We start from the raw sequence: 26796 nt of genomic DNA on the forward strand, positions 1-26796 counted from the left end.
CGACAACCCCTCTCATCCCGTCACACTCCGTCGTTCTCCGGGCACAACCCGACCGATCGTGTGAAGTCCACGCGCCGGCTCCCCCGACGGCCTCCCGGCCGGCCCGTCACGTGGACGAGGAGGTGTCGTCGATGAGCGACGGACAGCTGTGGTCGTACAAGGAGATCGCCGCCCACATCCGCGTCCAGCCCGACTCGGTGCGCTCGTACCGCAAGCACGGGCTGCTCCCCCCTCCCGACCACGTCGAGGGCGGAAAGCCGTACTGGTACGCCGACACGATCCGGACCTGGGTGGCCAACCGGCCGGGCAACCGGAACCGGCGCTTCGAGTGACCGCGGCGCCGCCCGCGCCGCCGCGCGGAAAGGGGGCCGACAACACTCGCTTTCATACCCCCTGGGGGTATAGTCTTCGAGGTGTCGGGAGGACGGTGGAGGGACACCCCCCTTCCGGCAGCACCGGACGGACCCTTGAAGAGGAGAACGACATGAACGCCGAGACGGACACCCAGACCACCACCGTCTACCGCGTGACCGGCATGACCTGCGGCCACTGCGAGGGTGCGGTGACCGCCGAGATCTCCGCCCTGCCGGGCGTCACCTCGGTCAAGGCCGTCGCCGCGACCGGCGAGGTCACCGTGGTCTCCGCCGCCCCGCTCGCCGAGGACGACGTCCGCGCCGCCGTGGACGAGGCGGGCTACGAGTTCGCCGGCCCCGCCGCCTGAGCCCCCTCTCCTCGCGCAGCACCCGAACCGGGCCGTACCACCAGCTCATACTGGTCCCGTACGGCCCGGATCCCCCTTTGGAGCCGGATCATGAGCATGAGCACGAGCAGCAGCACGGCGCACGGCGGACCCATAGCGGCTGCGCCCCCGGGGGCGGCGGCGCAGCCCGCCACCGCCGAGGTCGAGCTGGCGATCGGCGGGATGACCTGCGCTTCCTGCGCGGCCCGCATCGAGAAGAAGCTGAACCGGATGGACGGGGTCAGCGCCTCGGTGAACTACGCCACCGAGAAGGCGCGCGTCGCCTACGGCCCCGGCGTCGAGGTCGCCGACCTGATCGCCACCGTCGTGAAGACCGGGTACACCGCCGAGGAGCCCCCGCCGCCGCAGCCGGAACCGCAGCTCGCGCCGCCCGCGGGTGCGCCCGCAGCGCCAGAGCCCGTACGCGACCCCGAGACGGCCGCGCTGCGGCAGCGGCTGCTGGTCTCCGCCGTGCTCGCCCTGCCCGTCGTCCTGCTCGCGATGGTGCCGGCCCTGCAGTTCGACAACTGGCAGTGGCTCTCGCTCACCCTGGCCGCCCCCGTGGCGGTCTGGGGCGCCCTGCCCTTCCACCGGGCCGCCTGGACCAATGCCCGGCACGGCGCCGCCACCATGGACACCCTCGTCTCGGTCGGCACGCTCGCCGCCTTCGGCTGGTCCCTGTGGGCCCTGTTCTTCGGCCACGCCGGCATGCCCGGCATGCGGCACGGTTTCGCTCTCACCGTCTCCCGCGCGGACGGCTCCTCCACCATCTACCTGGAGGTCGCCGCCGGCGTCGTCAGCTTCATCCTGCTCGGCCGCTACCTCGAGGCCCGCTCCAAGCGGAAGGCGGGCGCCGCGCTGAAGGCGCTGCTGGAGCTCGGCGCCAAGGACGTCGCCGTCCTGCGCGAGGGCCGCGAGGTGCGTATCCCGGTGGCCGCCCTCGCGGTCGGCGACCGGTTCGTCGTCCGGCCCGGTGAGAAGGTCGCCACCGACGGCACCGTCGTCGAGGGCAGCTCCGCCGTGGACGCCTCCATGCTGACCGGCGAGTCGGTCCCGGTCGAGGTCGCCGTCGGCGACGCCGTCACCGGGGCCACCGTCAACACCTCCGGCCGCCTCGTCGTCCAGGCCACCCGGGTCGGCGCCGACACCCAGCTGGCCCGGATGGCCCGGCTCGTCGAGGAGGCCCAGAACGGCAAGGCCGACGTGCAGCGGCTCGCCGACCGGATCTCCGGCGTCTTCGTCCCCGTCGTGCTCGCCCTGGCGCTCGGCACCTGGGTCACCTGGCTGCTGCTCACCGACGACCCCACCGCCGCCTTCACCGCCGCCGTGGCCGTACTGATCATCGCCTGCCCCTGCGCCCTGGGCCTCGCCACCCCGACCGCGCTGATGGTCGGCACCGGGCGCGGCGCCCAGCTCGGCATCCTGATCAAGGGCCCGGAGGTCCTGGAGTCCACCCGCCGCGTCGACACCGTCGTCCTCGACAAGACCGGCACCGTCACCACCGGCCGGATGGCCCTCGCCGGCGTGCACACCGCGCCGGGCACCGACGAGGCGGAGCTGCTGCGCCTGGCGGGCTCCCTGGAGCACGCCTCGGAGCACCCGATCGCCCGCGCGATCGCCGCCGGGGCCGTGGAGCGGGCCGGCTCCCTGCCGGTCCCGGAGTCCTTCCGGAACCTGGCCGGGCTCGGCGTGCAGGGCGTCGTCGACGGCCGCGCCGTCCTGGTCGGCCGCGAGCAGCTGCTGGCCGACTGGTCGATCACCCTCCCCGGGGAGCTCGCCGGGGCCAAGGCGGCCGCCGAGGCCGCCGGCAGCACCGCCGTCCTGGTCGCCTGGGACGGGGAGGCCCGCGGGGTCCTGACCGTGGCCGACGCGGTCAAGGAGACCAGCGCCGAGGCCGTGTCGCGGCTGCGGGCGCTCGGCCTCACGCCGGTCCTGCTGACCGGCGACAACCGGGCCGTCGCCGAGACGGTGGCCCGCGAGGTGGGCATCGACGAGGTGATCGCCGAGGTGCTCCCGCAGGACAAGGTGGACGTGGTCCGCCGCCTGCAGGCCGAGGGCCGCACGGTCGCCATGGTCGGCGACGGGGTCAACGACGCGGCGGCCCTGGCCCAGGCCGACCTGGGGCTGGCCATGGGAACCGGAACCGACGCGGCCATCGAGGCGGGCGACCTGACGCTCGTACGGGGCGACCTGCGGGTGGCGGCGGACGCGATCCGCCTCTCGCGCCGGACCCTCGCCACGATCAAGGGCAACCTGTTTTGGGCCTTCGGCTACAACGTGGCGGCGCTCCCGCTCGCCGCAGCCGGACTGCTCAACCCGATGATTGCGGGGGCTGCGATGGCGTTCTCCTCTGTTTTCGTGGTCACCAACAGCCTGCGGTTGCGATCCTTCCGGTAGGGGAGTCCCTCCCCACACTGTGCACACTTCCTTCACAGGAGACGCAGATCACAGCGATGACAACGTAACCATCGGGGCCGGGAGTGGGTCTAATGGGGCGATGCCAAGAACGTCTTGGGGGACGTTCGCGGGGGTCTTGGGGGACATCCGTGGCATCGGCCGGCCGGGACGCGTGCCCAACGGGGTGCTTTGAGCGGCCCTCCCGACCCGTACGGGTCCCGGCAGACACCCGACCGGAGGGCGCTCGCGCCCTCCTCGCCGACGCCCCGGCTCGGATCCCGTGGGGGGAATCCGGTGCCGGGGAAAAGGAAAGCGCCCCGTCCGTCGACCCGTGGGGGGATCGACGGCGGGGCGCTTTTCGCGTGCCCGGGGCCGCTGGGATCAGCGGGCCTCGACCGGAACGAAGTCGCGCTCGACGACGCCGGTGTAGATCTGGCGCGGGCGGCCGATGCGGGAACCCGGCTCCTTGATCATCTCGTGCCACTGGGCGATCCAGCCGGGCAGGCGGCCGAGCGCGAAGAGCACGGTGAACATCTCGGTCGGGAAGCCCATGGCGCGGTAGATCAGACCCGTGTAGAAGTCCACGTTCGGGTACAGGTTGCGCTGGATGAAGTAATCGTCGGAGAGCGCGTGCTCCTCGAGCTTCAGGGCGATGTCGAGCAGCTCGTCGGACTTGCCGAGGGCCGACAGGACGTCGTGCGCCGCAGCCTTGATGATCTTCGCGCGCGGGTCGAAGCTCTTGTAGACGCGGTGTCCGAAGCCCATCAGGCGGACGCCGTCCTCCTTGTTCTTCACCTTGCGGATGAAGGAGTCCACGTCGCCGCCGTTGGCCTGGATGCCTTCCAGCATCTCCAGGACGGACTGGTTGGCGCCGCCGTGCAGCGGGCCCCACAGCGCCGAGATGCCGGCGGAGATCGAGGCGAACATGTTCGCCTGCGAGGAGCCGACCAGGCGGACGGTGGAGGTCGAGCAGTTCTGCTCGTGGTCCGCGTGCAGGATCAGCAGCTTGTCGAGCGCGGAGACCACGACCGGGTCGAGCTCGTACTCCTGGGCCGGCACGGAGAAGGTCATGCGCAGGAAGTTCTCGACGTAGCCGAGGTCGTTGCGCGGGTAGACGACCGGGTGGCCGACCGACTTCTTGTACGCGTACGCCGCGATCGTCGGCAGCTTGGCCAGCAGGCGGATCGTCGAGAGGTGGCGCTGCTTCTCGTCGAACGGGTTGTGGCTGTCCTGGTAGAACGTCGACAGCGCGCTGACCACGGAGGACAGCATCGCCATCGGGTGCGCGTCGCGCGGGAAGCCGTCGTAGAACCGCTTGACGTCCTCGTGCAGCAGCGTGTGCTGGGTGATCTCGTTGCGGAACGACGCGAGCTGGTCGACGGTCGGCAGCTCCCCGTTGATCAGCAGGTAGGCGACCTCGATGAAGGTCGAGCGCTCCGCGAGCTGCTCGATCGGGTAGCCGCGGTAGCGCAGGATGCCCTGCTCACCGTCGAGGTAGGTGATCGCGGACTTGTAGGCGGCGGTGTTGCCGTAGCCGCTGTCCAAGGTGACGAGCCCGGTCTGGGCCCTCAGCTTCGAGATGTCGAAGCCCTGGTCACCGACGGTGCTCTCGACCACCGGGTAGGTGTATTCACCGTCCGCGTACCGGAGTACTACAGAGTTGTCGCTCACGTCATCCCTCACCGACGTAGTGCCTCTTCTTCGAGGTGCCCTGACTTCCTCTACCTTCCCCCATTTGGCGCAGGAGAGTGCACTCGGGGTCGGCGTTAGGCATTTTCGACGGCACTGAGTGCCGTCAACCTGCTTATCCTGCCCCCTCCGCGCCGAAAGCGGAAACCCTAGGCGAGGTTTCCCACCGGTATGCGGCCGGACAGCCTAGGGGCGACCGCCGTGAACCTCCTGCCTGCCGAAACGGTACGCACCGCCTGACCCAGCGCTTTGCGTGACCCGACCAGGACGACGAGTTTCCTGGCCCTGGTCACCGCCGTGTAGAGCAGGTTGCGCTGGAGCATCATCCAAGCCCCTGTGGTGACGGGGATCACGACCGCCGGATATTCACTCCCCTGCGAGCGGTGGATGGTGACGGCGTACGCGTGGGCCAGCTCGTCCAGCTCGGCGAATTCGTAGCCCACCTCCTCATCTTCCTCCGTGCGGACGGTGAGGCGCTGTTCGTCCAGGTCAAGGGCGGTGACCACGCCGACGGTGCCGTTGAAGACGCCGTTCGCGCCCTTCTCGTAGTTGTTCCGGATCTGCGTGACCTTGTCGCCGACGCGGAAGACGCGGCCGCCGAACCGCTTCTCGGGCAGGTTCGGCCGGGCGGGGGTGATGGCCTGCTGGAGCAGGCCGTTGAGGTTCCCGGCACCGGCCGGGCCGCGGTGCATGGGCGCGAGCACCTGGATGTCCCGGCGCGGGTCAAGGCCGAATCTGGCCGGAATCCGCCGCGCGGCCACGTCGACGGCGAGCCGGCCGGCCTCCTCGGTGTCCTCCTCGGCGAAGAGGAAGAAGTCCGGCAGCCCGTCCGTCAGCGGCGGCAGGCCGGTGTTGATCCGGTGGGCGTTGGTCACCACGCCCGACTGCTGGGCCTGCCGGAAGATCCTCGTCAGGCGGACGGCGGGCACGGGGCTGCCCTCCGCGAGCAGGTCCCGCAGCACCTCCCCGGCGCCGACGGAGGGCAGCTGGTCCACATCCCCCACCAGAAGCAGGTGTGCACCCGGTGCCACGGCCTTGACCAGCTTGTTCGCGAGCAGCAGGTCCAGCATGGAGGCCTCGTCGACCACGACCAGGTCCGCATCCAGCGGCCGGTCGCGGTCGTAGGCCGCGTCCCCGCCGGGCTTGAGCTCCAGCAGCCGGTGCACGGTGGACGCCTCGGCCCCGGTGAGCTCGGACAGGCGCTTCGCGGCCCGGCCGGTGGGCGCGGCCAGCACCACCTTGGCCTTCTTGGCCCGGGCCAGCTCCACGATGGAGCGGACGGTGAAGGACTTCCCGCAGCCCGGGCCGCCGGTGAGGACGGCGACCTTCCGGGTGAGGGCGAGGCGGACCGCGTCGCGCTGCTCGGGCGCCAGCTCGGCGCCGGTGCGCCCGGCCAGCCAGCCCAGGGCGCGGTCCCAGTCCACGTCCTGGAAGGACGGCATCCGGTCGTCCTCGGCGTGCAGCAGCCGGCGCAGCTGGCCCACCAGCGACAGCTCGGCCCGGTGGAAGGGCACCAGGTACACGGCGGTGAGCGGCGGCCCGCCCTCCGGATCGGGCACGGACTCGCGCACGACGCCCTCGGGGTCGGCGGCGAGCTCGGCCAGGCATTCGATGACCAGGCCGGTGTCGACCTGCAGCATCTTGACCCCGTCGGCGATCAGCCGCTCCTCGGGCAGGAAGCAGTGGCCCTGGTCGGTGGACTGCGACAGGGCGTACTGCAGGCCGGCCTTGACCCGGTCGGGGCTGTCGTGCGGGATGCCGACGGCCTGGGCGATCCGGTCGGCGGTGAGGAAGCCGATGCCCCAGACGTCGGCGGCGAGCCGGTAGGGCTGGTTCTTGACCACCGAGATGGAGGCGTCGGCGTACTTCTTGTAGATGCGGACGGCGATGGAGGTGGAGACCCCGACGCCCTGGAGGAAGACCATGACCTCCTTGATGGCCTTCTGCTCCTCCCAGGCGGCGCCGATCAGCTTCGTCCGCTTGGGGCCGAGGCCGGGCACCTCGATCAGCCGCTTCGGCTCGGCCTCGATCACGTCGAGGGTGTCCGTGCCGAAGTGCTCGACGATCCGGTCGGCGATCCTCGGGCCGATGCCCTTGATCAGGCCGGAGCCGAGGTAGCGCCGGATGCCCTGGACGGTGGCGGGCAGCACCGTGCGGTAGTTCTCCACCGTGAACTGGCGGCCGTACTGCGGGTGGGAGCCCCAGCGCCCCTCCATGCGCAGCGATTCGCCGGGCTGGGCCCCGAGGAGGGAGCCGACGACCGTGAGCAGATCGCCGCTGCCGCGGCCGGTGTCGACGCGGGCGACCGTGTAGCCGGTCTCCTCGTTGGCGTAGGTGATGCGCTCCAGCACCCCCTCCACCACTGCCTGTTGCACCGCCCCGTTGGTTGCCATGGCACGACGTTACCGTCCTGCTCCGACAGCCCGGCAGGCCTGTGGACAACCGGGCCCGGCCCCCGGGGGCGGCCCGGGACGGCCCGGGACGGCCCTTGGGGCCCGACGAGAAGGGGGCCCGGCCTCGCGGCCGGACCCCCTCACGGTTACCCCTCCCGTGCCGGACTTCCCGATCCCCCCAGATCCTCCCCCGGAAGTGCCGACGCACCATACGACCCCCGTACGCGCTGCGGGGTTGCACACCGAATCGGAACTTTACGTTTCTATTACTCGGGCCGTACGGCCGCGGACCGGAGCCGCCCCGCGCGCGGGCGTCAGCGAGGTCAGGGCCACCCCGCCCACCAGCAGCAACGCCGCGAGCCAGCGCAGCCCGGAGACCTGCTCGCCGAGGACCAGCGCCGCGGAGGACATCCCGAACACCGGTACGAGCAGCGAGAACGGCGCGACGGACGAGGCCGGGTAGCGCCGCAGCAGGTACCCCCAGGCGCCGAACCCGAAGACGGTCGACACCCAGGCGACGTACCCGATCACGGCCAGCCCGGACCAGTCCAGGCCCCGCAGCGCGGCCAGGTCCCGCTCGGGCCCCTCCAGCAGCAGCGACAGCCCGAACAGCGGGAGCACGGGCACGGTGCACACCCAGACCATGAAGTTCAGGGCGTCCGGCGGGGCCGCCTTGCGGGTCAGCACGTTGGACACGCCCCAGCAGGCGGCGGCCGCCACGACCAGGGTGAAGCCGAGCACCGGCCCGGAGGCGCCGCTGTCGGCGGCGGCGACGGCGATTCCGGCGAGCGCCACGCCCATCCCGGCCAGCCGCACCCGGCCGGGCCGCTCCCGCAGCGCGACGGCCGCGAAGGCGGCGGTGAAGACGGCCTGGACCTGGAGCACCAGGGAGGACAGCCCGGCTGGCATCCCGGCGGCCATGCCCGTGAACAGCAGCCCGAACTTGGCGATGCCGAGGGCCGCTCCGACCCCGAGGACCCACTTCCAGGCGACCTTGGGCCGGCCGACGAAGAACACGGCGGGCAGCGCGGCGGCGAGGAAGCGCAGGGCGGACAGCAGCAGTGGCGGGAAGTGCCCGAGCCCGATCTGGATGACGACGAAGTTGAACCCCCAGACGGCGGCGACGAGCACGGCGAGGGCGGTGTGTACAGGGCGCATGCTCAGAGCATCGGCGCGAGGACCATGTAGCACCAGCGCGGATTCCTTCAGGGATGGATGAAGCATCCCTAACGGATGGACAGGTGCCCCCGGGTGCCTACGATGGGCCGCATGCTCGACCTCTCCCGGCTGCGCGCCCTGTACGCCGTCTCCGTCCACGGGTCGGTCGCCGCCGCCGCGTCCGCCCTCGGCTACACCCCCTCGGCCGTCTCCCAGCAGATCTCCAAGCTGGAGCGCGAGACCCGCACCACCCTGCTGGAACGGCGCGGGCGCGGGGTCGCGCTGACGGAGGAGGCCTGGCACCTGGCCCGCACCGCCCGGGAGTTGCTGGCGATCGTGGAGCGCGCCGAGACCACCCTGGAGGAGCGCCGCGGACAGCCGGGCGGCCTGCTGACGGTGGCGGCCTTCGCCTCGGCGGCACGCGGGCTGCTGCCGGGCGTGCTGGCCGACCTGGCGCGCCGCCACCCCGCCCTGGACGTACGCCTCACGGAGGTCGACCCGCACCTGTCGGTGGACCTGGTGGCCCGCGGGGTCACCGATCTGGCGGTGGCCCACGACTGGGACATCGCCCCGCTGCCGGCCCCCGAGGGCGTGGAGCACGCGGTGATCGGCGACGACCGCTGCGACCTCATCGTCCCCGCGGACCACCCGTTCACCCGGCGGTCCGTCATCCGGCGGTCCGACCTCGGGGGCCAGCGGTGGGTGTGCCAGCCGCCCGGCCGGGTCTGCCACGACTGGCTGGTCCGCACGCTGCGCACGGCCGGTCTGGAGCCCGACCTCGTCCACGTGGCGGAGGAGAACCACACCATCGTCGCACTGGTGGCGGCGGGGCTCGGGGTGGCCGTCGTACCCCGCCTGGGCACGGGCGGGCTGCCGCCGGGGGCGGTGGCCGTACCGCTCGAACCGGGCCCCGTACGGCGGTTGTACGCCCTGTGGCGGACCGGGGCGGCCCGCCGGCCGGCGATCACCGAGGCCGTGCGGACCCTGCAGGAGCACTGGGCGGGCGCGGCGGTCCGTCCGGGGGACCCCGCCCGTGTCCTCGGCGCCGGGGGCGCACCGGGGGCGTAGGGTCCGGCGAGTGCCGTACCACGCCTCCCGCCGGTCCCTGCTCACCGCGGCCGCCGTGGCCGCCGTCACGGCCGCCGGGGCGGTCTCCTACGCCCTGGGCGCCTTCTCCGACGACCCTCCGCGCCCCGCCCGCTCCCCCGGCCTCGGCCCGGGCCGAGGCGGCGACGGCAGCCCGGGCGCCCCGTCGCCCGGCGGACGCGGCCCGGGCCCGTCCCCCGACCTGGCGCAGCTGCGCCGGGTGGTGGCCGGGATGAGCCTGACCGAGCAGGTCGGGCAGCTCTTCGTGTCCCGGGTGTACGGGCATTCGGCGACCGAGCCGGACGCGAAGGGCGCCGAGCGCAACCAGAAGCAGTTCGGGGTCCGCACCGCCGCCGAGCTGGTCTCCCGCTACCACCTGGGCGGGATCATCCTGTTCTCCTCGGCCGACAACACCCGTAGCCCGCAGCAGGTCGCGGAGCTGTCCGCCGGCCTGCAGAAGGCCGCCGCGGGGACCGGCGCCGGCATCCCGCTGCTGCTCTCCACCGACCAGGAGCACGGCGCCGTGGCCCGCATCGGCAAGCCGGCGACGCTGCTGCCCGGCGCGATGGCCCTGGGCGCCCGCAGCGGCAAGGGCTCCGCGACCGCCGAGGCCCGGCGCGCGGCGCGCATCGCGGGGACCGAGCTGGCCGCGATGGGCATCCGGCAGGACTACGCGCCGGTGGCCGACGTGAACGTGAACCCGGACAACCCGGTGATCGGCGTACGGTCCTTCGGCTCCGACCCGAAGGCGGTGGCGGCCCTGGTCGCCGCCCAGGTACGGGGCTACCAGGGCGCGGGGGTGGCCGCGACGGCCAAGCACTTCCCCGGCCACGGGGACACCGAGACCGACAGCCACGTCGGGCTGCCGGTGATGCAGCACACCCGGGCCCAGTGGGAGGAGCTGGACGAGCCGCCGTTCCGGGCGGCGGTGCAGGCGGGCGTGGACGCCGTGATGACGGCGCACATCGTCTTCCCCGCGCTCGACCCCTCGGGGGACCCGGCGACCCTCTCGCACCCGATCGTCACCGGCATCCTGCGCGAACGGCTGGGCTTCCGGGGCGTGGTGGTCACCGACGCGCTCGACATGGCCGGGGTCCGGCAGAAGTACGGGGACGACCGGGTCCCGGTGCTGGCGCTGAAGGCGGGCTGCGACCAGCTGCTGAACCCGCCGGACCTGGACCTGGCGTTCCGCAGCGTGGTGAAGGCGGTGGAGTCGGGCGAGCTGTCGCAGACGCGGATCGCGGAGTCGGTGCTGCGGATCCTGCAACTGAAGGCCCGCCGCGGCCTGTTCGACCGGGACCAGACCCTGGCGGCCAAGCTCGACGGGGTGGTGGGGACGCCGGCGCACCTGGCCGCCGCCGACGAGATCGCAGCCGGTACGACGACCCTGCTGGCCAATCCGCGCAAGCTGCTGCCGATCGACGCCTCGAAGGGGCCGTCCCTGCTGGTCACCGGGAACGACGCCGCCTCCCCCAGCGGTACGACGGGCCCCCCGACGGTGGTCCTGGCCCGGGAGCTGACCGCGCTGGGCTGCAAGGCGACGGCCCTGCCGCCGGCCCGGGCGGTGGCCGCGGCGCCGGGGAACGCGGCGGTGCTGGTGTGCACGTACAACGTCGCGGAGGGCGAGGACGACCAGCGCGACCTGGTCACGGAGCTGGTGGCCACCGGGGTGCCGGTGGTGCTGGTGGCGACCCGCAATCCGTACGACCCGGCCCGGCTGCCGGCGTGTGCGGCGGAGCTGGCGACGTACTCCTGGACGGACGTGGAGATGCGGGCGGCGGCCCGGGTGGTCACCGGGGCGGCGCGGCCGACGGGCCGGCTGCCGGTGGCGGTGCCGGACCGGTACCCGCTGGGCCACGGGCTGGCGTACGGCTGAGCGCGTACGCCCCCCGCGGCCCGGCGGGCGGGCCGGACCGGGTCGGCCGGAAGGCCGGGGAGGCTACGGCCGCAGCTGCGGCTCGCGCTCCAGGTCCTTCTGGTCGAGCTGCGCGTCCGGCTTCGCCAGCGGCCTCGCGCGGCCCGCGTCGGCGGCCGCGGCGGAGGGCGCGACCCCGGCCCACTGCAGGATCCGCTGGGTGGCCAGGGCCTTCTCGCCGTCCTGGAGCTTGGAGACGTTGGCCCCGTGGTTGGCGCCCGGCGCGATCATGACGTAGCTGTCGCGGACGGTGTAGCCGAGGTGGAACGGTTCGGCGCCCCAGGGGTCGTTCTGCCCGTAGACGAACAGCATCTGGTTCGCGTTGTTCTTCACCCAGTTGTCGACGTCGGCCATGACCCCCGGCTGGAAGGTCATCGGGATGTCGCGGGGCACGAAGTTGCGCGGCGGCTGGTAGCCGTAGCGGCTCAGGCCCTTCAGGTGGGGCTGCTTGATGTCGGGCGAGCCGAGCTGGGTGCCCGCCTGGTAGTAGTACGGCGTGTACGTCTCCAGGCCCTGGTCGGCGTAGGCCGAGAAGCCCGAGATCGTGTCGACCGAGTCCCAGATCTGCTGGTCGGTGGCGGTGGCGGCGTCCGGGATGGTGCCGCAGTCCGACAGCAGGCTGTACTGCCAGAACGCCCACACGTAGTCGAGCACGACGGCCTCGTAGGCCTTGTCGAGGCTGCCGACGGTGTTGAAGGTCCAGCCGTTCTCGGCGGCGGCCTGCGCGTACTTGGCCTCCAGCGGCTCGCGGCGGACGAGGGCCTCGCGCTGGACGGCGTTCAGCTTGTCGCGGCACTCCTTGGTGCCGACCTTGGCGAAGAACCGGTCGTAGGCCGAGTCCTCCTTGTTGACGACGTCGTTCGGCGCGACGTACGCGACGACGCCGTCCATGTCCTTGGGGTAGTAGCGCTCGTAGTAGGTGGCGGTCATGCCGCCCTTGCTGGCGCCGGTGGCGAGCCAGTTCTTGGTGTAGATCTTCTTCAGGGCGGTGTAAATGCGGTGCTGGTCGCTGGCCGCCTGCCAGATGTCCAGCTTCGACCAGTCGGCCGGGTCGGGCCGCGACGGGTTGAAGAATCGATACTCCATCGACACCTGGTTGCCGTCGACGATCGTCGTCGGCTCGCTGCGGCGCGGACTGGTGTTGACGTTGTACCCGGAGGTGTAGAAGACCGTGGGCCGGGACTCGTCCTTGTGCAGCAGGGTGATGCGCTGCTTGAAGGTGCCCTTCGACGGCTGCCGGTGGTCGATCGGCTGCTCGTAGTTCAGGACGAAGAAGCGGTAGCCCGGGTACGGCTTCTCCTCGATCAGGCTCATGCCCGGAATCGCGAGGATCCGGTCCTTGATGTCCGTGGCGGTGCTCTGCCCTGCGGTGGTCGGCGCGGCGGCGGCCGGCTCTGCGGCGGTGGCCGCCTGAGCCGTCAAGCCGGCCGTGCCCATGGTGCCGATCAGCACCGCGACGGGCAGCAGCCGGCCAAGCGTCTTGCGCATTCACCCTCCCCTTGAGTTCACTGTGGTCGCCCGTGAACCTAGCGGGGTCAACGCGCCGCTGACCAGACCCAGTTGGGACGAGACGTCAGCACAGGATCCAGCCGGATTCCACGGATTCGACCCCGATGCTCCCCTTTACATACACGCACCGGTTGATCGCTCCGACGGCGACAGGTCCGGCATAACGGGTGAATTGCCCCGCATCGCGCACGGGGACCCCGCCACGCGGCTGAATGCTCACCGCCATCGGGCGGCGCGGGCCCGGGTGGCGGGCGAAGGCCGCCGCGCAGGCCTGCGTACGCGATTTGTAGACGCGCACCTCGCCCGAGCCGGAGCCCAGCGGCAGCGACTTGACCAGCTGACCGCCACAGCCGCCGGTCGCGGCCCGGGCGGGCGGCGCCGCCAGCATCCCCGACAGGCACAGCGCCAGCACCGCGGCCGACACGGCCGCACGGGCGGCCCCCCGGCCGCGCCCCTTCCCTGCGAACATGGACCTGCCCCCCGATCCTCCGTACGTCATGCGTACGCACGTACGACGCACGAACCCCCCGGAAGGTTGCATACTGCAAGATCCGGGGGGGCCGCGGGGCGGGTTCGGCTCAGGCGGCGGCGCGCTCGTCCTCGCCCGCGAAGGTCCGCCACAGCACGGCGTACCGGCCGCCGCGCGCGAGGAGTTCGGCGTGGGTGCCGTCCTCGACGACCCGGCCGCGCTCCATCACCACGACCCGGTCGGCCCGCGCCGCCGTGGTCAGCCGGTGCGCCACCACCAGGGTGGTGCGCTTGCCCGCCAGCCGGTCGGTGGCGTGGTTGACCTGCGCCTCGGTGGCCAGGTCCAGCGCGGCCGTCGCCTCGTCGAGCAGCAGCACGTCGGGGTCGACGAGTTCGGCGCGCGCCAGCGCGATCAGCTGGCGCTGGCCGGCCGAGAGGTTGCGTCCGCGCTCGGCGACGGTGTGCAGGTAGCCGCCGTCCAGCGTGGCGATCATGTCGTGGGCGCCCACCGCGCGGGCGGCCGCCTCGACCTCGGCGTCGCTCGCCCCGGGCCGCCCGTACGCGATGGCGTCGCGGACGGTCCCGGGGAAGAGGTACGGCTCCTGCGGGACGACCCCGAGCCGCCGGCGGTACGCCGTCAGGTCCAGCTCCCGCAGGTCGGCGCCGTCGGCGGTGACCCGGCCCGCCGTCGGGTCGTAGAACCGCGCCACCAGCTTGACCAGCGTGGACTTTCCGGCGCCGGTCTCGCCGACGAAGGCGACGGTCTGCCCGGCGGGTATCCGCAGGCTGATTCCGGCCAGCGCATCGCCCTTCTCGCCGCGCTCCTCGGCGGTCCCGTACGCGAAGCGCACGTCCTCGAAGGCGATCTCGCCGCGCAGCTCGCGCACCTCCTGCGGATCGGCCGGCAGCGGGGTGGTGGTCGGCTCGCGCAGCAGCTGCTGGATCCGGCCCAGGGAGACCGTGGCCTGCTGGTAGCCGTCGAAGACCTGGGAGAGCTGCTGGACGGGGGCGAAGAACAGGTCGATGTAGAGCAGGTACGCGACGAGCGCACCGGTGGTCAGCGTCTGCGCCTCCACCCGGCCCGCGCCGACGATCAGCACGGCGGCCGCCGCGCCCGAGGACAGCAGCTGCACGAACGGGAAGTAGACGGATATCAGCCACTGGCCGCGCACCCGCGCCTCGCGGTAGGAGTCGCTGCGCTCCGCGAAGCGGGCGGCGCCGGAGCGCTCGCGGCGGAAGGCCTGCACGATCCGCAGACCCGACACCGACTCCTGCAGGTCGGCGTTGACCAGGCTGACCCGGTCGCGGGCGAGCTCGTACGCGGCGACGGACTTGCGGCGGAAGACGATGGTGCCGAGCACGAGCAGCGGGAGCGTGGCGAAGACGATCAGGGCGAGCTCGACGTCGAGGACGAGGAGCGCGACGAGGATGCCGAGGAAGGTGAAGACGGAGACGACGGCGGTGACCAGGCCGGTCTGCAGGAACGTGGACAGCGCGTCCACGTCGGTGGTCATCCGGGTCATGACCTTGCCGGTCAGCTCGCGCTCGTAGTAGTCGAGCCCGAGGCGCTGGAGCTGGGCGAAGATCTTCACGCGGAGCGCGTAGAGCACGCGCTCGCCGGTGCGGCCCGTCATCCGGGTCTCGGCGAACTGGGCGGCCCACTGGGCCAGCACCACCGCCAGGGCCAGCAGCGACGCCGCCCAGACGGCGCCGAGCGCGGCCTGCTCGACGCCCTGGTCGATGCCGTGCCGGATCAGCACGGGCAGCAGCAGTCCGGCGCCCGCGTCGACGGCGACCAGGCCGAGGCTGACGGCGAGCGGCGCCCAGAAGCCGCGCAGCAGGCGGCGCAGGTTGTAGCTGTCCTCGGCGGCCGCGGCGCGGGTCTCGTCCACGCCCGGCTCGTCGTCGGCGGGCGGCAGCGCGGCCACCTGCGCGAGCAGCTCGGGAGTGGCCGGCATCCCGGCGACGGCCCCGGCCATGGAGTGCCCGGCCCCGGGCGCGCCGGACCCGGCGGCGGGGGCGGTGCCGGAGGCGGTCTTCGGCGTGTCGGCCTCCTCGCGGCGCCACAGCTCGGGGGTCACCCCGTCGACGACCCGCCGCTTGGCGTTGACCGGTTCGGCGTCGATCTCGGCCTCGAGCTCGATGTCCTTCTCGAAGTCCCGCTCGAACTCGGCCATCGCCGGGGCGTCCGGGGTGCGCGGCGAGCCCGCGCCGAGCGCGTCGGGGTCGGTGAGCAGCCGCCGGTACAGGGCGGAGCGGCGCTCCAGCTCCTCGTGCGTACCGATGTCGGCGAGCTTGCCGCGGTCGAGGACGGCGATCCGGTCGGCGAGGGCGAGGGTGGAGCGGCGGTGCGCGATCAGGAGGGTGGTGCGGCCGGCCATGACGGCGCGCAGCGCCTCGTGGATCTCGTGCTCGACGCGGGCGTCGACGGCGGAGGTGGCGTCGTCGAGCAGGAGCAGGCGCGGGTCGGTCAGGAGGGCGCGGGCGAGCGCGAGGCGCTGGCGCTGGCCGCCGGAGAGGGTCAGGCCCTGCTCGCCGACCTTGGTGTCGTACCCGGCGGGCAGGGCCGTGATGAAGCCCTCGGCCTGGGCGGCGCGGGCGGCGGCGCGGATCTCCTCCTCGCCGGCCTCGGGACGCCCGTAGGCGATGTTGGCGCGGATGGTGTCGGAGAAGAGGAACGAATCCTCGGGCACCAGTCCGATGGCGGCGCGCAGCGAGTCGTAGGTCAGCTCGCGCACGTCGTGGCCGCCGACGCGGACGGTGCCGCGGTCGGCGTCGTAGAAGCGGGGCAGCAGCAGCGAGACGGTGGACTTGCCGGAGCCGGAGGCGCCGACGACGGCGACGGTCTCGCCCTCGGCGACGGAGAGGGAGAAGCCGTCGAGGACGGGCCGCGCGGGGTCGTAGCCGAAGACCACGTCGTCGAACTCGACGGTGGCGGGTGCGTCGGCGGGCAGCTCGACGGTGCCCTCCCGGATCACCGGCTCGGTGTCGATGAGCTCGAAGACCCGCTCCACGCCGGCGCGGGCCTGCTGGCCGACGGTGAGGACCATGGCGAGCATGCGGACGGGGCCGACGAGCTGGGCGAGGTAGGTGGAGAAGGCGACGAAGGTGCCGAGGGTGACCTGCCCGCGGGTGGCCATCCAGCCGCCGAGGGCCAGCATGGCGACCTGGCCGAGGGCCGGGACGGCCTGGAGGGCGGGGGTGTAGCGCGAGTTGAGGCGGATGGTCCGCATCCGCCCGGCGAAGAGGCGGCGGCCCGCGGCGCGCAGCTTGCCGGTCTCCTGCTCCTCCTGGCCGAATCCCTTGACGACGCGGACGCCGGTCACGGCCCCGTCGACCACGCCGGCGACGGCGGCGGCCTGGCCCTGGGCCCACCAGGTGGCGGGGAAGAGCTTCTTGCGGCTGCGCTTGGCGATGAACCACAGGGCGGGCGCCATCAGCAGCGCGATGAGCGTCAGCAGCGGCGAGAGCCACAGCATGACGGCCAGGGATATCCCGAACAGGAGGAAGTTGCCGATGGTCATCGGCAGCATGAAGAGCAGGCCCTGGATGAGCTGGAGGTCGCTGGTGGCCCGCCCGACGACCTGTCCGGTGGACAGCTCGTCCTGGCGGCGCCCGTCGAGGCGGGCGATGGTGTCGTACATGTCGGTGCGCAGGTCGTGCTGCACGTCGAGGGCGAGGCGGCCGCCGTAGTAGCGGCGCACGTACGTCAGCACGTACACCAGGAGGGCCGCGCCGATCAGCAGCGCGGCCCAGGGAGCCATGGGCTTGGAGCGGTCCCCGATGACGTCATCGATGATCACCTTGGTGACCAGCGGCACAAGGGCCATCACGGCCATGCCGGCCAGTGAGGAGCCGAGGGCCAGCAGTACGTTCAGCCGGTACCGCCAGGTGTAGGCAGCCAGCCGCCTGCCCCAGCCCTGTTCTTCCTCCGCAGCCGTCTGCGCCGTCGCCACGTCGTGCCTCCCCGTCCGTCCTGTCTGCCGCCTCCCCCAACGCCCCGACCGGCGGATTTCATCCCGCCGCAACAATCCGAACCTGGCCGCCCGGCGCCCGCGGCGCACGCCGGGCTGGGCCGGACGGGTGGCGCAGGGCGCGGACGGCTGCCCGGGCGGCTACGGTCAGGTGGGTCGGGCCGGGTCGGCCCGGTGCCCCGCGCCTCCTCCGGCGGCGCCGGCGGTGGCCCGTCAGGGGCTGGGCAGCGGCTTCACCACCGGAGGCTTCTCCAGCGGCTTGTTCTCACAGCCGAGCGCGTCGGTGACGCGGCGGGCCATGAGGTAGGTGAGGGCGGTCTGCCGGTCGCGGGCCGCCTGGTCGAGTTCCGGCTGACCGATGTTGATCGTGTACGAGGCGTCCGCGTAGAACCATGCAGACTTCGACGGGCCGCCGAGTTCGCCGGGCATGGCGCACTCGACGAACAACCTCGTGATGAAGTCGTTGGTTTCACCGAAGGTGCCATTGCCCTCGTACGGGACGCCCTTGGACAGGGACGGTTTCACGTCCTTGGACGCGCGGGGCGCCCAGCCGAATCCGAACGTCGCGCGTTCCACTCCCCCGTGAGGGGTCGGGCGGTACGCGCACGTGTAGATCGGAAGCGTCCGCTCCTCAGGCCCCATCTCCCGCAGGCTGCGCTCCAGCCTCTCGACCGCACGGCTCGTGCTGCTCATGGTGTCGATCTTGAAGTCGTCTGCACGAAGGATCTTCCGCAGAAGCACCTCCTCTTCCGAGGCAGGCGCGATCTCGCACGGGTGATCGATCCTCGCTTCGGGCTCGCCCGAATCGCACGATGCCAGTGTCAGCACACAGAGGAGGGCCGCCGTCAGTCGTCCGGGAGCCTTGAGCACGTCAGGACCGGAGGTGCGCACGGGCGGCATCCCTTCCACTGGTGTACCCCGTGCTCGCCATGTCCTTGGCATGAGCGAAGGCGGGGTCGTCCGCTATCTTCCGGTCCTTGCTCCATGCGTCGAACATCTCGTTGGTCGCCTGCATGCCCTTCCCGAAATTGCTGCTGGAGTCCTTCTTCCCCTGCTCCTCGGCCTCGTCCTTGACGCCCTCGACCCACTCGTACTTGAGCGAGTCGATCAGCGAGCCTCCGAGGGTTCCTGCGACCGGGATCTCGCCGATGAGGCCGTTGACGGTGGCAGCCGTGTGCTCTGAGGTGCCTTCCGCCCACTTCACCCGGTCGTCTTCCTTGTCCTTGTAGACGTCGGCCCCGATGCCGTTCAGGGCGCCGGCCGCCGCGCCGATGTCATGGGCCCGGTTGTCCCAGTCCGCGCTCACACCGTGCAGGTCGCCCTTGTACGGGGCGGCAGCCGTGAGCTGCTCCGCCGAGTACGACCGCTCCGCCTCGACCAACAGGGCGTAGCTCGGGCCGTCGTCCGCGATGCCGCGCATCACGCGGACCAGGCTGCCCTGCCCGACCGCGATCTGGGCCTCGTCGCCCGAGCCGTAGATCGAATCCTTGCCGTTTTGGCCGCCAAGGGTGGACTCCTGGCCTCCGAGGATGACGTGGGTGTCCGCCACGTAGTCGACCAGTGCCTTCGCCATCGGCTGGCGCAGGCCCTCCAGGTCCTCGGGGAACTTGTCCCCGCCCATTTCGCCGTCGAGCAGCCGGATGGCGTTGTGCATCACGCGGGCCTGGCCCTCGGTGTGCGGTCCGGGCGGGCCCAGCTTCTCGCCGTCCGTGTGGCCCGTCGCCGCCGCCTGGAGGGCGGCGCCCAGGCCCGCCGTCTTGTTGCCGTCCCTCTCGATCGGCTGGCCGACGCCCGTCGAGATCCACGGGTCCGGCATGTCGCGCTCGGTGAGCAGGTACTTCAGGTGCTCGTTCTTGTTGCCGGGCGCCGCGGGGTCGAGGAAGTACATCGCCGAGTCCGGGTCCTTGGCCATGATCCCCAGCAGGCCGTCCAGCGGGTCGGAGACCAGGTTCGGCCGCTGGGAGTCGTAGGCATGGTCGTCCATGTGCGGCTTCGACTTCTCGGCCGCGATCATGCCGTCGCCGACGTCGTTGAGGAACTGCTTGCCGTAGCCGCCGCCGTTCCCCATGAGGGTGACCAGCGCCTGGTACCCGTAGGTCGGCCGCAGGCCCTTGGCGACCAGCTCGGGGCCCTGCTCCTTGAGCCCGTTCACGAACGGCTTGTACGCGTAGCTGTCCGGGTCCTTGGTGCCCGAGGCGATCGTCCCCGCGAGGCCGGAGTTGATCGACTCGTAGAGCTTCCTGTCGGCCGCCGACGTACCCCGGTCGTTCGATGCCAGGTTCATCTGGTCGGCCAGCAGCAGGGTGTCCTTGGCCCCCAGCGAGTTCAGGTACGCCTCGCTGAAGTGCTTGTCCCCGGAGTTCTGCTTCAGGACCTCGTTGTAGTGCCGCAGCTCCTCCGGGGAGGCCTTGCCGTCACGGATCTTCCGGGTGAGGGCCAGCGCCTCCACGGCCTCGACGTCGTTGACGGGCTTGGAGTTGAAGCCGAACATCGCCGTGCCGTCCGCGCCCGACGCGTTCAGGAGGGCGACCTTGACGTCCGCGTCGAATTCCGTGACCGCCTTGACCGTGTCCGCGATCCGGCTCGTCCAGGCCTGCTCGACGTTCCGCAGGTCGGGGTCGTGACGCGCCGCGTTCGCGGTGGCCGCGTCGACCTTGCTGAAGTCGAAACTCGCGACGCCTGCGTCCGAGACCTTCATGCCCGCCTTGACGGCGTCCTCGACGGCGGAGGTCACCCGGCCCTTGAGCTCCGTGAAACGGGTGTGTGCGTCGCGGAGCAGTGACTCCATGGCCAGCGCCTCGGTTTGGGCCGAGTCGAACTCCTTGCGTGTGATGGCGGCGTTGGTGCTGGCCACCTGCTGACTGCTGCCCAGCCAGCCGTTACCGGAGGAGACGCTCTGCACCTCCTTCTCGTACACGTCCTCCATCGTCTTGAACTGCGCCGCCATGGCCTTCCAGCCGTCGGCAGCCGTCGTGAGCGCGGAGAGGTCCGTCTGCATGATCTCGTGATAGCCCGGCATGCGCGTCTGCCCCTACAGTCCCGAGACCTTGGACGACTGCACCGGCTGGAAGCTGCGTCCCGTCAGCAGGTCGTTCCCGGTGAACAGGTTCGACGCCCCGCGCAGGGCGGTCTTCTCCGAGTCGAGCCGCGCCATCAGGCGCTTGACCTGGTCGTCCCAGTGCGTGTGGGCCTTCGACAGGCCGGCCGCCGTCTCCCAGCCGGTGAAGGCCTTGACCGCGTTCTTGGTCGGCTCGTCGGCCACGTCCGCAGCCCTCTTCGTCCCGGGCTGCAGAGTGTTCTCGATGGTGTTGGCCGCCTTCTTCTTCTCCGGAGGGGCCGTGGCCAGCACCCCGTACCCGCTGGGCGTGCCGGTGCCCCCGCCCGGGTCGGCGGCGAGCTGGTTCAGCCGCATCTGCGGCGCCGGGCCGTCGGTCGAGGCCGCCTGCTTGTGCCGGTCCCAGTCTTCCTCGAACGACACCGTTTGCCCCCTCGCGTCCGCCCAGTGATCAAGGCCACTCTATCGAGGCGGTCGTCAACTGTGCGTAGGGGCGAAGAGGCGGAGGGTGGTCGGGAGGACGACGACCGAGGGGCCCGGGGCGGCCAGGGCCTTGGCCAGGTCGGCCGCGAGGGCGTCCGGGGAGGTCACCGTCGCTGGGACACCGAAGGACTCCGCCAGGGCCGCGAAGTCGGGCCGGGTGAGCTCCGTGCCCGTCGTACGGCCGTCGAAGGCGTCCCGCATGTACGCGCGCAGGATGCCGTAGCCCCCGTCGTCGACGATCAGCCAGGTGACGTCCAGGTCGTGCTGGCGGGCGGTGGCCAGCTCGGCGATCGAGTACATCGCGCCGCCGTCGCCGGAGACGGCCAGCACCGGCGTGCCCGGCTCGGCCAGGCAGGCGCCCAGCGCCGCCGGGAAGGCGTAGCCGAGGCCGCCCGCGCCCTGCGCCGAGTGCATGGTGTTCGGGTGCTTCGGGTCGAAGGCCGACCACGCCCAGTACGCCAGCATCGTCATGTCCCAGAAGGACGGCGAGCGCGCCGGCAGGGCCGAGCGGACCGCGGCCAGCAGCCGCTGCTCCAGGCTGTCGGGGCCGAGGTCCTGCGCGGCGAGGCGGGCGGCGACCGCGCCGAGCACCGCGCGGACGCGCTCGGGGGCGCCGGGATCGCGGCGCTCGGCCACCGTCTCCAGCAGGGCCTGCAGGGCGAGGCGGGCGTCCGCGTGGATGCCGAGGGCGGGGTGGTTGGACTCCAGCTTGCCGAGGTCGGCCTCGATCTGGACGACCCGGCCGCCGGGCAGGAAGGTGTGGTAGTTCGACGACAGCTCGCCGAGCCCGGAGCCGACGACGAGGAGGACGTCCGCGTCCTCCAGGAAGTCGGTCATGTGGCGGTCCTCCAGCCAGGACTGGAGGGACAGCGGGTGCGTCCAGGGGAAGGCGCCCTTGCCGCCGAAGGTGGTGACGACGGGTGCGCAGAGCCGCTCGGCGAGCTGCTTCAGCTTCCCGGCCGCGTCCGCGCGGACGACCCCGCCGCCCGCGATGATCACCGGTCGCTCGGCGGTTTCCAGCCAGTGCGCGGCGAGCGCGGTCAGCTCGGGGCGCGGGGCGAGCTCGTGCGGGGTCGCGTCCATGCCGGTGACCTGCGGGAGGATCGTTTCCGCGCGCAGCACGTCCTCCGGGATCTCCACCCACACCGGCCCGTGGGGCGCCGACAGCGCCGACTCCCACGCCTCGGCGATCACGGACGGGATCTGCGAGGGGGTCCGGGCCTCGTGGACGGACTTCACCACGTCCCGGAAGGAGGCCGCCTGGTGGCGCAGCTCGTGCAGGTGGCCGCGCCGACCCCCGCCCAGGCCCGCCGCCGGCACCTGGGAGGAGATCGCGAGGACGGGCGAGGACGCCGCGGCCGCCTCCGCCAGGGCCGGCAGCGCGGTCAGCGCCCCCGGCCCGGTGGACAGCAGCAGCGGCACCGCCTCGCCCGTCATCCGGCCGTACGCATCGGCGGCGAAGCCGGCGTTGTTCTCCACCCGCAGCGTCACCAGCCGCAGGTCGCTGCGGCCCACCGCGTCGAACAGTCCGAGGGCGTGCTGCCCGGGCAGTCCGAACACGGTGGTCGCACCGAGGCCGCGCAGCGTCTCCACGACCAGGTCCCCGCCCGTGCGGCCCGGCGGCGGCGCGAGCGCGGCCGCCCGCTGGGCCTCGGTGGGACGGAGTACCAGGTCGTGGTCGTGCGTCACGCGCTGCGCGCCCTTCGTGCGGCTGGTGCTGCTCGGTGCTGCTGCCTACTTGCCCTTCGCGGCCGCGATCTGGCGGCTCATGATGGTGGTCAGCTCGTACGCGGTGTGGGACGCCGCGACCGAGGTGATCTCGGCGTGATCGTACGCCGGGGCGACCTCGACGACATCCGCGGAGACCAGGTTGCAGGAGGACAGGCCGCGGATGATCTCCAGCAGCTCGCGGGAGGTCATGCCGCCCGCCTCCGGGGTGCCGGTGCCGGGCGCGTGGGCCGGGTCGAGCACGTCGATGTCGATGGAGATGTACAGCGGGCGGTCGCCGATGCGCTGGCGCAGCTGGTCGGCGATCTCGTCGGCGCCGCGGCGGTAGACGTCGGCGGAGGTCACGATGCCGAAGCCCATCTTGGCGTCGTCGTCGAGGTCCTGCTTGCCGTACAGCGGGCCGCGGGTGCCGACGTGGGACAGGGCCTCGGTGTCGAGGATGCCCTCCTCGACGGCGCGGCGGAACGGCGTGCCGTGGGTGTACTCGGCGCCGAAGTAGGTGTCCCAGGTGTCCAGGTGCGCGTCGAAGTGCAGCAGCGCGACCGGGCCGTGCTTCTTGGCGACCGAGCGCAGGAGGGGCAGGGCGATGGTGTGGTCGCCGCCGAGGGTCATCAGGCGGGAGCCGCCCGCGAGGAGCTCGTCCGCGGCGGCCTCGACCGTCTCGACGGCCTCGTTGATGTTGAAGGGGTTCACGGCGATGTCGCCGGCGTCGGCGACCTGCGCGAGCGCGAAGGGGGAGGCGTCCTGGGCCGGGTTGTAGGGGCGCAGGAGGCGGGAGGCCTCGCGGATGGCGTTGCCGCCGAAGCGGGCGCCGGGGCGGTAGGACACGCCGGAGTCGAAGGGCACGCCGACGACGGCCACGTCCGCAGAGCCGACCTCGTCCAGGCGGGGCAGCCGGGCGAAGGTCGCGGGGCCGGCGTAGCGCGGGATGCGGGAGGAGTCGACGGGTCCGCGCGGCGTCTGCTCGGTGCTCATGGGGGTGCCCTTCTGTGGTCCTGCGGGTGCGGTCCTTCGAGCGTACGGGGCGGGGGGCGGGGCGCGAAGTGTACGTTTTATCCATACGACCCTGCTGTTCTGTACGGAGCATCCATGAACCTGAACGTTGGCCCCGACGGCGGTCCGGGCGGTGCGGCCGGCGGGGGTCCGGGCGGTGCGGGCGGCGGGGGTGCGGGCGGATCCGGCGGTTCCGGCCCGGTGGCGGCCGCGGGTAGGCCGGCCGCGGGAGGGGCGGAGGGGGCCGCGGCCGCCGTTTCGCCGGTGCCGCCCGTGGCACTGAGTGCGCTGCTCGCCGACCGCGAGCTCGGGCTGCGGCTCGTCGCCGGGCCGGCCGAGGCCGCGGTGCACGGCGTCCACGCCTCCGAGATGGCCGACCCGTCCCCCTACCTCCTCGGCGGCGAACTCCTGCTCACGGCGGGGGCGGGGGCGCCCGGGGCGGGGGCCGGGCCGACGGGGGCGCCGGCGGCGGGGGATGCCGCGGCGCCGGGGGCGGAGGCAGAGGCCGGCGATGCTGCCGCGGCGTACGACCGCTACGCGGCCCGGCTGGCCGCGGCCGGCGCAGCCGCCCTCGGCTTTGGCGTCGCCCCCGTGCACCAGGAGGTGCCGGCCGCCCTCGCCGACGCCTGTGCGCGGCACGGGCTCCCGCTGCTGGAGGTCCCGCCGCGCACCCCGTTCACCGCCGTCGCCCGCGCCGTCTGGCGGCTCATGGCCGAGGCGCGGACCCGCGAGCTGCGCCGGGTCACCGAGGCCCAGCAGGCCCTCGCGGCGGCCGCCGCCCGCCCCGACCCCGTCCCCGCGGTGCTCTCCCGCCTGGCCGCCGGCCTCGGCGGGCAGGTGCTGCTGTGGCCCGACGGCCGGACCGCGGGGAGCCCGCCGCCGCCCGCGGCCGCGGCCGTACGGCCCGCCCTCGACGCACTGCTGGCCCGCGTCGGCGGCCCCGCCGGGGGTCCCGCGACCGCCACCGACCAGGCCGACGGCTGGCACCTCGCCGCCTACGCCCTCGGCCGCCACGCCGCCCTCGGCACCGCCACCCCCGCCCGCTCCCCCGGCGACCACACCGTCGCCTCCGTCGCCGCCGTCCTGCTGACCCTGCTCACCGTCGACCGGCCCGCCGGCCCCGCTACCGCGGCCCTGGCCCGGCTGCTGTTGGGCGGCTCCCCCGCCGAGGCGCTGAGCGGGCCCGGCCCCTGGTACGCCGTCCACGCCCGCGGCGGCGCGGCCTCCGCCGACCCGCAGGCCCTCGCCGCCGCGCTGGGCACCGTACTGCTCGACCCGGCCGGCCCCGCCGTACGGCTCCTGACCGACCGGGATCCCGAACCGCAGCCCGGATGGCGGCTGGGGGTCAGCGCCCCGGCCGCGCCCGACGCCCTGGCCACCGCCGACGCGCAGGCCCGGCGCGCCCTGGAACGCGCCGACGCCGCCCGCATCCCGCTGGCCCGCCACACCGACCCCGGCTTCGCGGGCCTGCTCGGCGAAGCCGAGGCCCGCGCCCACGCCGAGGCCCTGCTCGGCCCGCTCTCCCCCGCCCTGCGCGAGACGCTGCGCGGCTGGCTGGCCCACCACGGCAGCTGGGACCGCAGCGCCGCCGCCCTGGGGATCCACCGCAACACGGTCCGCCAGCGCATTGCCCGCTGCGCGGCGCTGCTGGACCGCGACCTGGACGATCCGGACGTACGGGCGGAGTTGTGGTTCGCGCTGCGGTGGCTCACCCGGGTCACTCCAGCACCTGATCAGCCATCCGCGCCCCGCGGCTGACGGCAACGCGGTGCACGTCGCGCAGCGACTCGGCCAGCCGGGCGGAGAGGTACCGCAGCTGAGCGGCGGTGGCACCGTAGTCGGCCAGCATGTCGTCGGCGTGGCCGAGCAGTTCGAGCGCCATGCCGAGCTGGATGCGCTCCATGTCGTCGGCGACGCGGGAGAGATAGCCCCGCCCGTCACCGACGAGGAAGCACGGCTTGCCGTCTGCGGTGCCCCAGGGGAGGAGTCGGCCTTGATCGTGCACCATCGCGGTCCTCTCTGCGTGTAGTGATCCGCTCACAGACTGCGAGGGGCGCGAGTAGGCTCGCCAGAGCACGGTGCGTGACTTCGACCCCGTCACAGGGGAGTTGACGATGAGCAACATCTACGGCGAGTGGCTGAAGGACAAGCGCAGGGCGGCGGGCCTGACGCAGCAGGAGCTGGCCGACGCCGCCATCATGACGCGGTCCCACATCGCCCACATCGAGGCGGGGCGGCGGATTCCGTCGCGGGAGGATGCGCGGCGGTTGGATCGGGCACTGGGGACGGGGGATGTGCTGAGCAGCTTCCTGCCCGGCGATGACGCCGTGGTCGCCGACTACTTCGAAGCTGCCCGTCAATTGGAACAGCAGGCAACGGAGATTCGCGAGTTCGCCATCTCACTGGTGCCGGGCATCCTCCAAACCGAGAGGTACATGCGCGCCGTCCTGAGCATGGCGTTACCCCCCTGGAGTGACCAAGAGTGTGACCGCATCGTCGTCACACGCTTGGAACGAGCAAAGATCCTCACCAAACCGGTGGCGCCCGTGGTGTGGGTGCTGCTTGACGAGGGAGTGCTACGCCGCCCTGTCGGTGGCCCGGATGTCATGGCCGATCAGTTGATGCACATCGTGCACTCAGCCGAGTCGGGCCGCATCCGTCTCCACGTACTTCCGTATGACGTGGGGCCACACCCGCTCCAGCAGGCCATGCTGACCCTCATGCGGTTCGAGGACCAGCCACCTGCGGGCTACACGGAGGCGGTGTACGCAGCTAAGCTGCACGACAGTCCGCCCATGGTCGAACGCTTGCACGCCGCCTACGATTTCGCGCTGGGTGATGCATTGCCCCGCAAGGAATCCGTTGCCCTCCTGCGGGCGACAGCAAAGGAATACGGACACCATGAGTGATCACATCCTCCGCGACGCATCCGCACTACTCGGCTGGCGCAAATCCTCATACAGCGGCAGCAACGCGGACAGCTGCCTCGAGGTCATGGACGGTCACTCCACCACCGTCCCGGTGCGGGACTCCAAGAACCCGGCCGGGCCCGCCCTGCTGATCCCTGCGGCGGCGTGGGGAACGTTCGTCGAGGCCATCAAGCGCGGAATCGGCGGCACGGCCTAGCCGGATCCCATCCGCGCGGCACGGCCCAGCAGATCGGCACCCTCAAGGAGCGGGGTCACGGTGGACCGGGGTCGGTGGGTGTC

General features: G+C 72.6%; 20 protein-coding genes. 8 read left to right on the top strand and 12 right to left on the bottom strand.

Annotated features, from left to right (window positions below; genetic code table 11):
* Positions 1–131: 131 nt before the first annotated feature.
* The 3 genes from AB0953_RS14925 (at position 132) to AB0953_RS14935 (ending at position 3136) form a co-directional block, all read left to right on the top strand.
* Complete coding sequence (locus AB0953_RS14925) at positions 132–332, top strand: MerR family transcriptional regulator (protein WP_366859862.1); 201 nt, start codon at positions 132–134, stop codon at positions 330–332.
* A 152-nt stretch (positions 333–484) separates the two neighbouring features.
* Entirely contained in the window at positions 485–721 is a 237-nt protein-coding gene (locus AB0953_RS14930) for a heavy-metal-associated domain-containing protein (protein WP_366859863.1), read from the top strand.
* A gap of 96 nt (positions 722–817) precedes the next feature.
* Entirely contained in the window at positions 818–3136 is a 2319-nt protein-coding gene (locus AB0953_RS14935) for a heavy metal translocating P-type ATPase (protein WP_366859980.1), read from the top strand.
* Between the two features lie 381 nt (positions 3137–3517).
* On the opposite strand, the gene AB0953_RS14940 is transcribed toward AB0953_RS14935, so the two are convergent.
* From AB0953_RS14940 to AB0953_RS14950, 3 genes are all read right to left on the bottom strand, one after another.
* Positions 3518–4807: a citrate synthase gene (locus AB0953_RS14940; RefSeq protein WP_361915118.1), complete on the bottom strand. Its 1290-nt coding sequence runs from the start codon at positions 4805–4807 to the stop codon at positions 3518–3520.
* Between the two features lie 167 nt (positions 4808–4974).
* Positions 4975–7218: an ATP-dependent RecD-like DNA helicase gene (locus AB0953_RS14945; RefSeq protein WP_366859864.1), complete on the bottom strand. Its 2244-nt coding sequence runs from the start codon at positions 7216–7218 to the stop codon at positions 4975–4977.
* A 255-nt stretch (positions 7219–7473) separates the two neighbouring features.
* Positions 7474–8376 (bottom strand): EamA family transporter, encoded by a 903-nt coding sequence (locus AB0953_RS14950; RefSeq protein WP_366859865.1) that lies wholly within the window; start codon positions 8374–8376, stop codon positions 7474–7476.
* A 111-nt stretch (positions 8377–8487) separates the two neighbouring features.
* On the opposite strand from AB0953_RS14950, the gene AB0953_RS14955 reads away from it, so the two are divergent.
* The gene (locus AB0953_RS14955) at positions 8488–9444 is read left to right on the top strand and encodes a LysR substrate-binding domain-containing protein (RefSeq protein ID WP_366859866.1); all 957 of its coding nucleotides are present in this window, start codon (positions 8488–8490) and stop codon (positions 9442–9444) included.
* Between the two features lie 10 nt (positions 9445–9454).
* Positions 9455–11338 (top strand): glycoside hydrolase family 3 N-terminal domain-containing protein, encoded by a 1884-nt coding sequence (locus AB0953_RS14960; RefSeq protein ID WP_366859867.1) that lies wholly within the window; start codon positions 9455–9457, stop codon positions 11336–11338.
* A 63-nt stretch (positions 11339–11401) separates the two neighbouring features.
* Here AB0953_RS14960 and AB0953_RS14965 read toward each other — a convergent pair whose 3' ends face one another.
* From AB0953_RS14965 to speB, 8 genes are all read right to left on the bottom strand, one after another.
* Positions 11402–12865 carry an aminopeptidase gene (locus AB0953_RS14965; RefSeq protein WP_366859868.1) on the bottom strand — a complete coding sequence of 488 codons (1464 nt, stop codon included), beginning with the start codon at positions 12863–12865 and terminating at the stop codon, positions 11402–11404.
* 85 nt (positions 12866–12950) lie between these two features.
* On the bottom strand, positions 12951–13310 hold the full coding sequence (locus AB0953_RS14970; protein ID WP_366859869.1) for a hypothetical protein: 360 nt from the start codon (positions 13308–13310) through the stop codon (positions 12951–12953).
* A 154-nt stretch (positions 13311–13464) separates the two neighbouring features.
* Entirely contained in the window at positions 13465–17310 is a 3846-nt protein-coding gene (locus AB0953_RS14975) for an ABC transporter ATP-binding protein (RefSeq protein ID WP_366859870.1), read from the bottom strand.
* A 231-nt stretch (positions 17311–17541) separates the two neighbouring features.
* On the bottom strand, positions 17542–18021 hold the full coding sequence (locus tag AB0953_RS14980; RefSeq protein ID WP_366859871.1) for a hypothetical protein: 480 nt from the start codon (positions 18019–18021) through the stop codon (positions 17542–17544).
* Positions 18022–18199: 178 nt separating this feature from the next.
* Complete coding sequence (locus AB0953_RS14985) at positions 18200–20347, bottom strand: hypothetical protein (RefSeq protein WP_366859872.1); 2148 nt, start codon at positions 20345–20347, stop codon at positions 18200–18202.
* Positions 20348–20359: 12 nt separating this feature from the next.
* Positions 20360–20806 carry a hypothetical protein gene (locus AB0953_RS14990; protein WP_366859873.1) on the bottom strand — a complete coding sequence of 149 codons (447 nt, stop codon included), beginning with the start codon at positions 20804–20806 and terminating at the stop codon, positions 20360–20362.
* Between the two features lie 54 nt (positions 20807–20860).
* Positions 20861–22555 carry a thiamine pyrophosphate-binding protein gene (locus AB0953_RS14995; protein ID WP_366859874.1) on the bottom strand — a complete coding sequence of 565 codons (1695 nt, stop codon included), beginning with the start codon at positions 22553–22555 and terminating at the stop codon, positions 20861–20863.
* 45 nt (positions 22556–22600) lie between these two features.
* Positions 22601–23569 (bottom strand): agmatinase, encoded by a 969-nt coding sequence (gene speB, locus AB0953_RS15000; protein WP_366859875.1) that lies wholly within the window; start codon positions 23567–23569, stop codon positions 22601–22603.
* A 114-nt stretch (positions 23570–23683) separates the two neighbouring features.
* Here speB and AB0953_RS15005 point away from each other — a divergent pair, with 114 nt between their 5' ends.
* Complete coding sequence (locus AB0953_RS15005) at positions 23684–25345, top strand: helix-turn-helix domain-containing protein (RefSeq protein ID WP_366859876.1); 1662 nt, start codon at positions 23684–23686, stop codon at positions 25343–25345.
* Here the strand turns inward: AB0953_RS15005 and AB0953_RS15010 are convergent.
* On the bottom strand, positions 25305–25595 hold the full coding sequence (locus AB0953_RS15010; protein ID WP_366859877.1) for a hypothetical protein: 291 nt from the start codon (positions 25593–25595) through the stop codon (positions 25305–25307). The two genes, AB0953_RS15005 and AB0953_RS15010, sit on opposite strands and share 41 nt — an antisense overlap.
* Positions 25596–25701: 106 nt before the next feature.
* On the opposite strand from AB0953_RS15010, the gene AB0953_RS15015 reads away from it, so the two are divergent.
* Positions 25702–26496 (top strand): helix-turn-helix transcriptional regulator, encoded by a 795-nt coding sequence (locus AB0953_RS15015; protein ID WP_366859878.1) that lies wholly within the window; start codon positions 25702–25704, stop codon positions 26494–26496.
* Entirely contained in the window at positions 26489–26713 is a 225-nt protein-coding gene (locus tag AB0953_RS15020; protein WP_366859879.1) for a DUF397 domain-containing protein, read from the top strand. The genes AB0953_RS15015 and AB0953_RS15020 overlap by 8 nt, the downstream gene beginning before the upstream one ends.
* The last annotated feature ends 83 nt before the right edge of the window (positions 26714–26796 follow it).

The organism is Streptomyces sp. NPDC046866 (assembly GCF_040704625.1).
Lineage (GTDB): Bacteria > Actinomycetota > Actinomycetes > Streptomycetales > Streptomycetaceae > Streptomyces.

Excerpts from the sequence above, each read along its gene's own strand:
- AB0953_RS14930 (WP_366859863.1), top strand. The coding sequence starts at position 485 with ATGAACGCCGAGACGGACACCCAGACCACCACCGTCTACCGCGTGACC.
- AB0953_RS14980 (WP_366859871.1), bottom strand. The coding sequence starts at position 18,021 with ATGAGCAGCACGAGCCGTGCGGTCGAGAGGCTGGAGCGCAGCCTGCGG.
- AB0953_RS15005 (WP_366859876.1), top strand. The coding sequence starts at position 23,684 with ATGAACCTGAACGTTGGCCCCGACGGCGGTCCGGGCGGTGCGGCCGGC.
- AB0953_RS14925 (WP_366859862.1), top strand. The coding sequence starts at position 132 with ATGAGCGACGGACAGCTGTGGTCGTACAAGGAGATCGCCGCCCACATC.
- AB0953_RS15015 (WP_366859878.1), top strand. The coding sequence starts at position 25,702 with ATGAGCAACATCTACGGCGAGTGGCTGAAGGACAAGCGCAGGGCGGCG.
- AB0953_RS14950 (WP_366859865.1), bottom strand. The coding sequence starts at position 8,376 with ATGCGCCCTGTACACACCGCCCTCGCCGTGCTCGTCGCCGCCGTCTGG.
- AB0953_RS14965 (WP_366859868.1), bottom strand. The coding sequence starts at position 12,865 with ATGCGCAAGACGCTTGGCCGGCTGCTGCCCGTCGCGGTGCTGATCGGC.
- AB0953_RS15020 (WP_366859879.1), top strand. The coding sequence starts at position 26,489 with ATGAGTGATCACATCCTCCGCGACGCATCCGCACTACTCGGCTGGCGC.
- AB0953_RS14935 (WP_366859980.1), top strand. The coding sequence starts at position 818 with ATGAGCACGAGCAGCAGCACGGCGCACGGCGGACCCATAGCGGCTGCG.
- AB0953_RS15010 (WP_366859877.1), bottom strand. The coding sequence starts at position 25,595 with ATGGTGCACGATCAAGGCCGACTCCTCCCCTGGGGCACCGCAGACGGC.
- AB0953_RS14955 (WP_366859866.1), top strand. The coding sequence starts at position 8,488 with ATGCTCGACCTCTCCCGGCTGCGCGCCCTGTACGCCGTCTCCGTCCAC.
- AB0953_RS14985 (WP_366859872.1), bottom strand. The coding sequence starts at position 20,347 with ATGCCGGGCTATCACGAGATCATGCAGACGGACCTCTCCGCGCTCACG.
- AB0953_RS14945 (WP_366859864.1), bottom strand. The coding sequence starts at position 7,218 with ATGGCAACCAACGGGGCGGTGCAACAGGCAGTGGTGGAGGGGGTGCTG.
- speB (WP_366859875.1), bottom strand. The coding sequence starts at position 23,569 with ATGAGCACCGAGCAGACGCCGCGCGGACCCGTCGACTCCTCCCGCATC.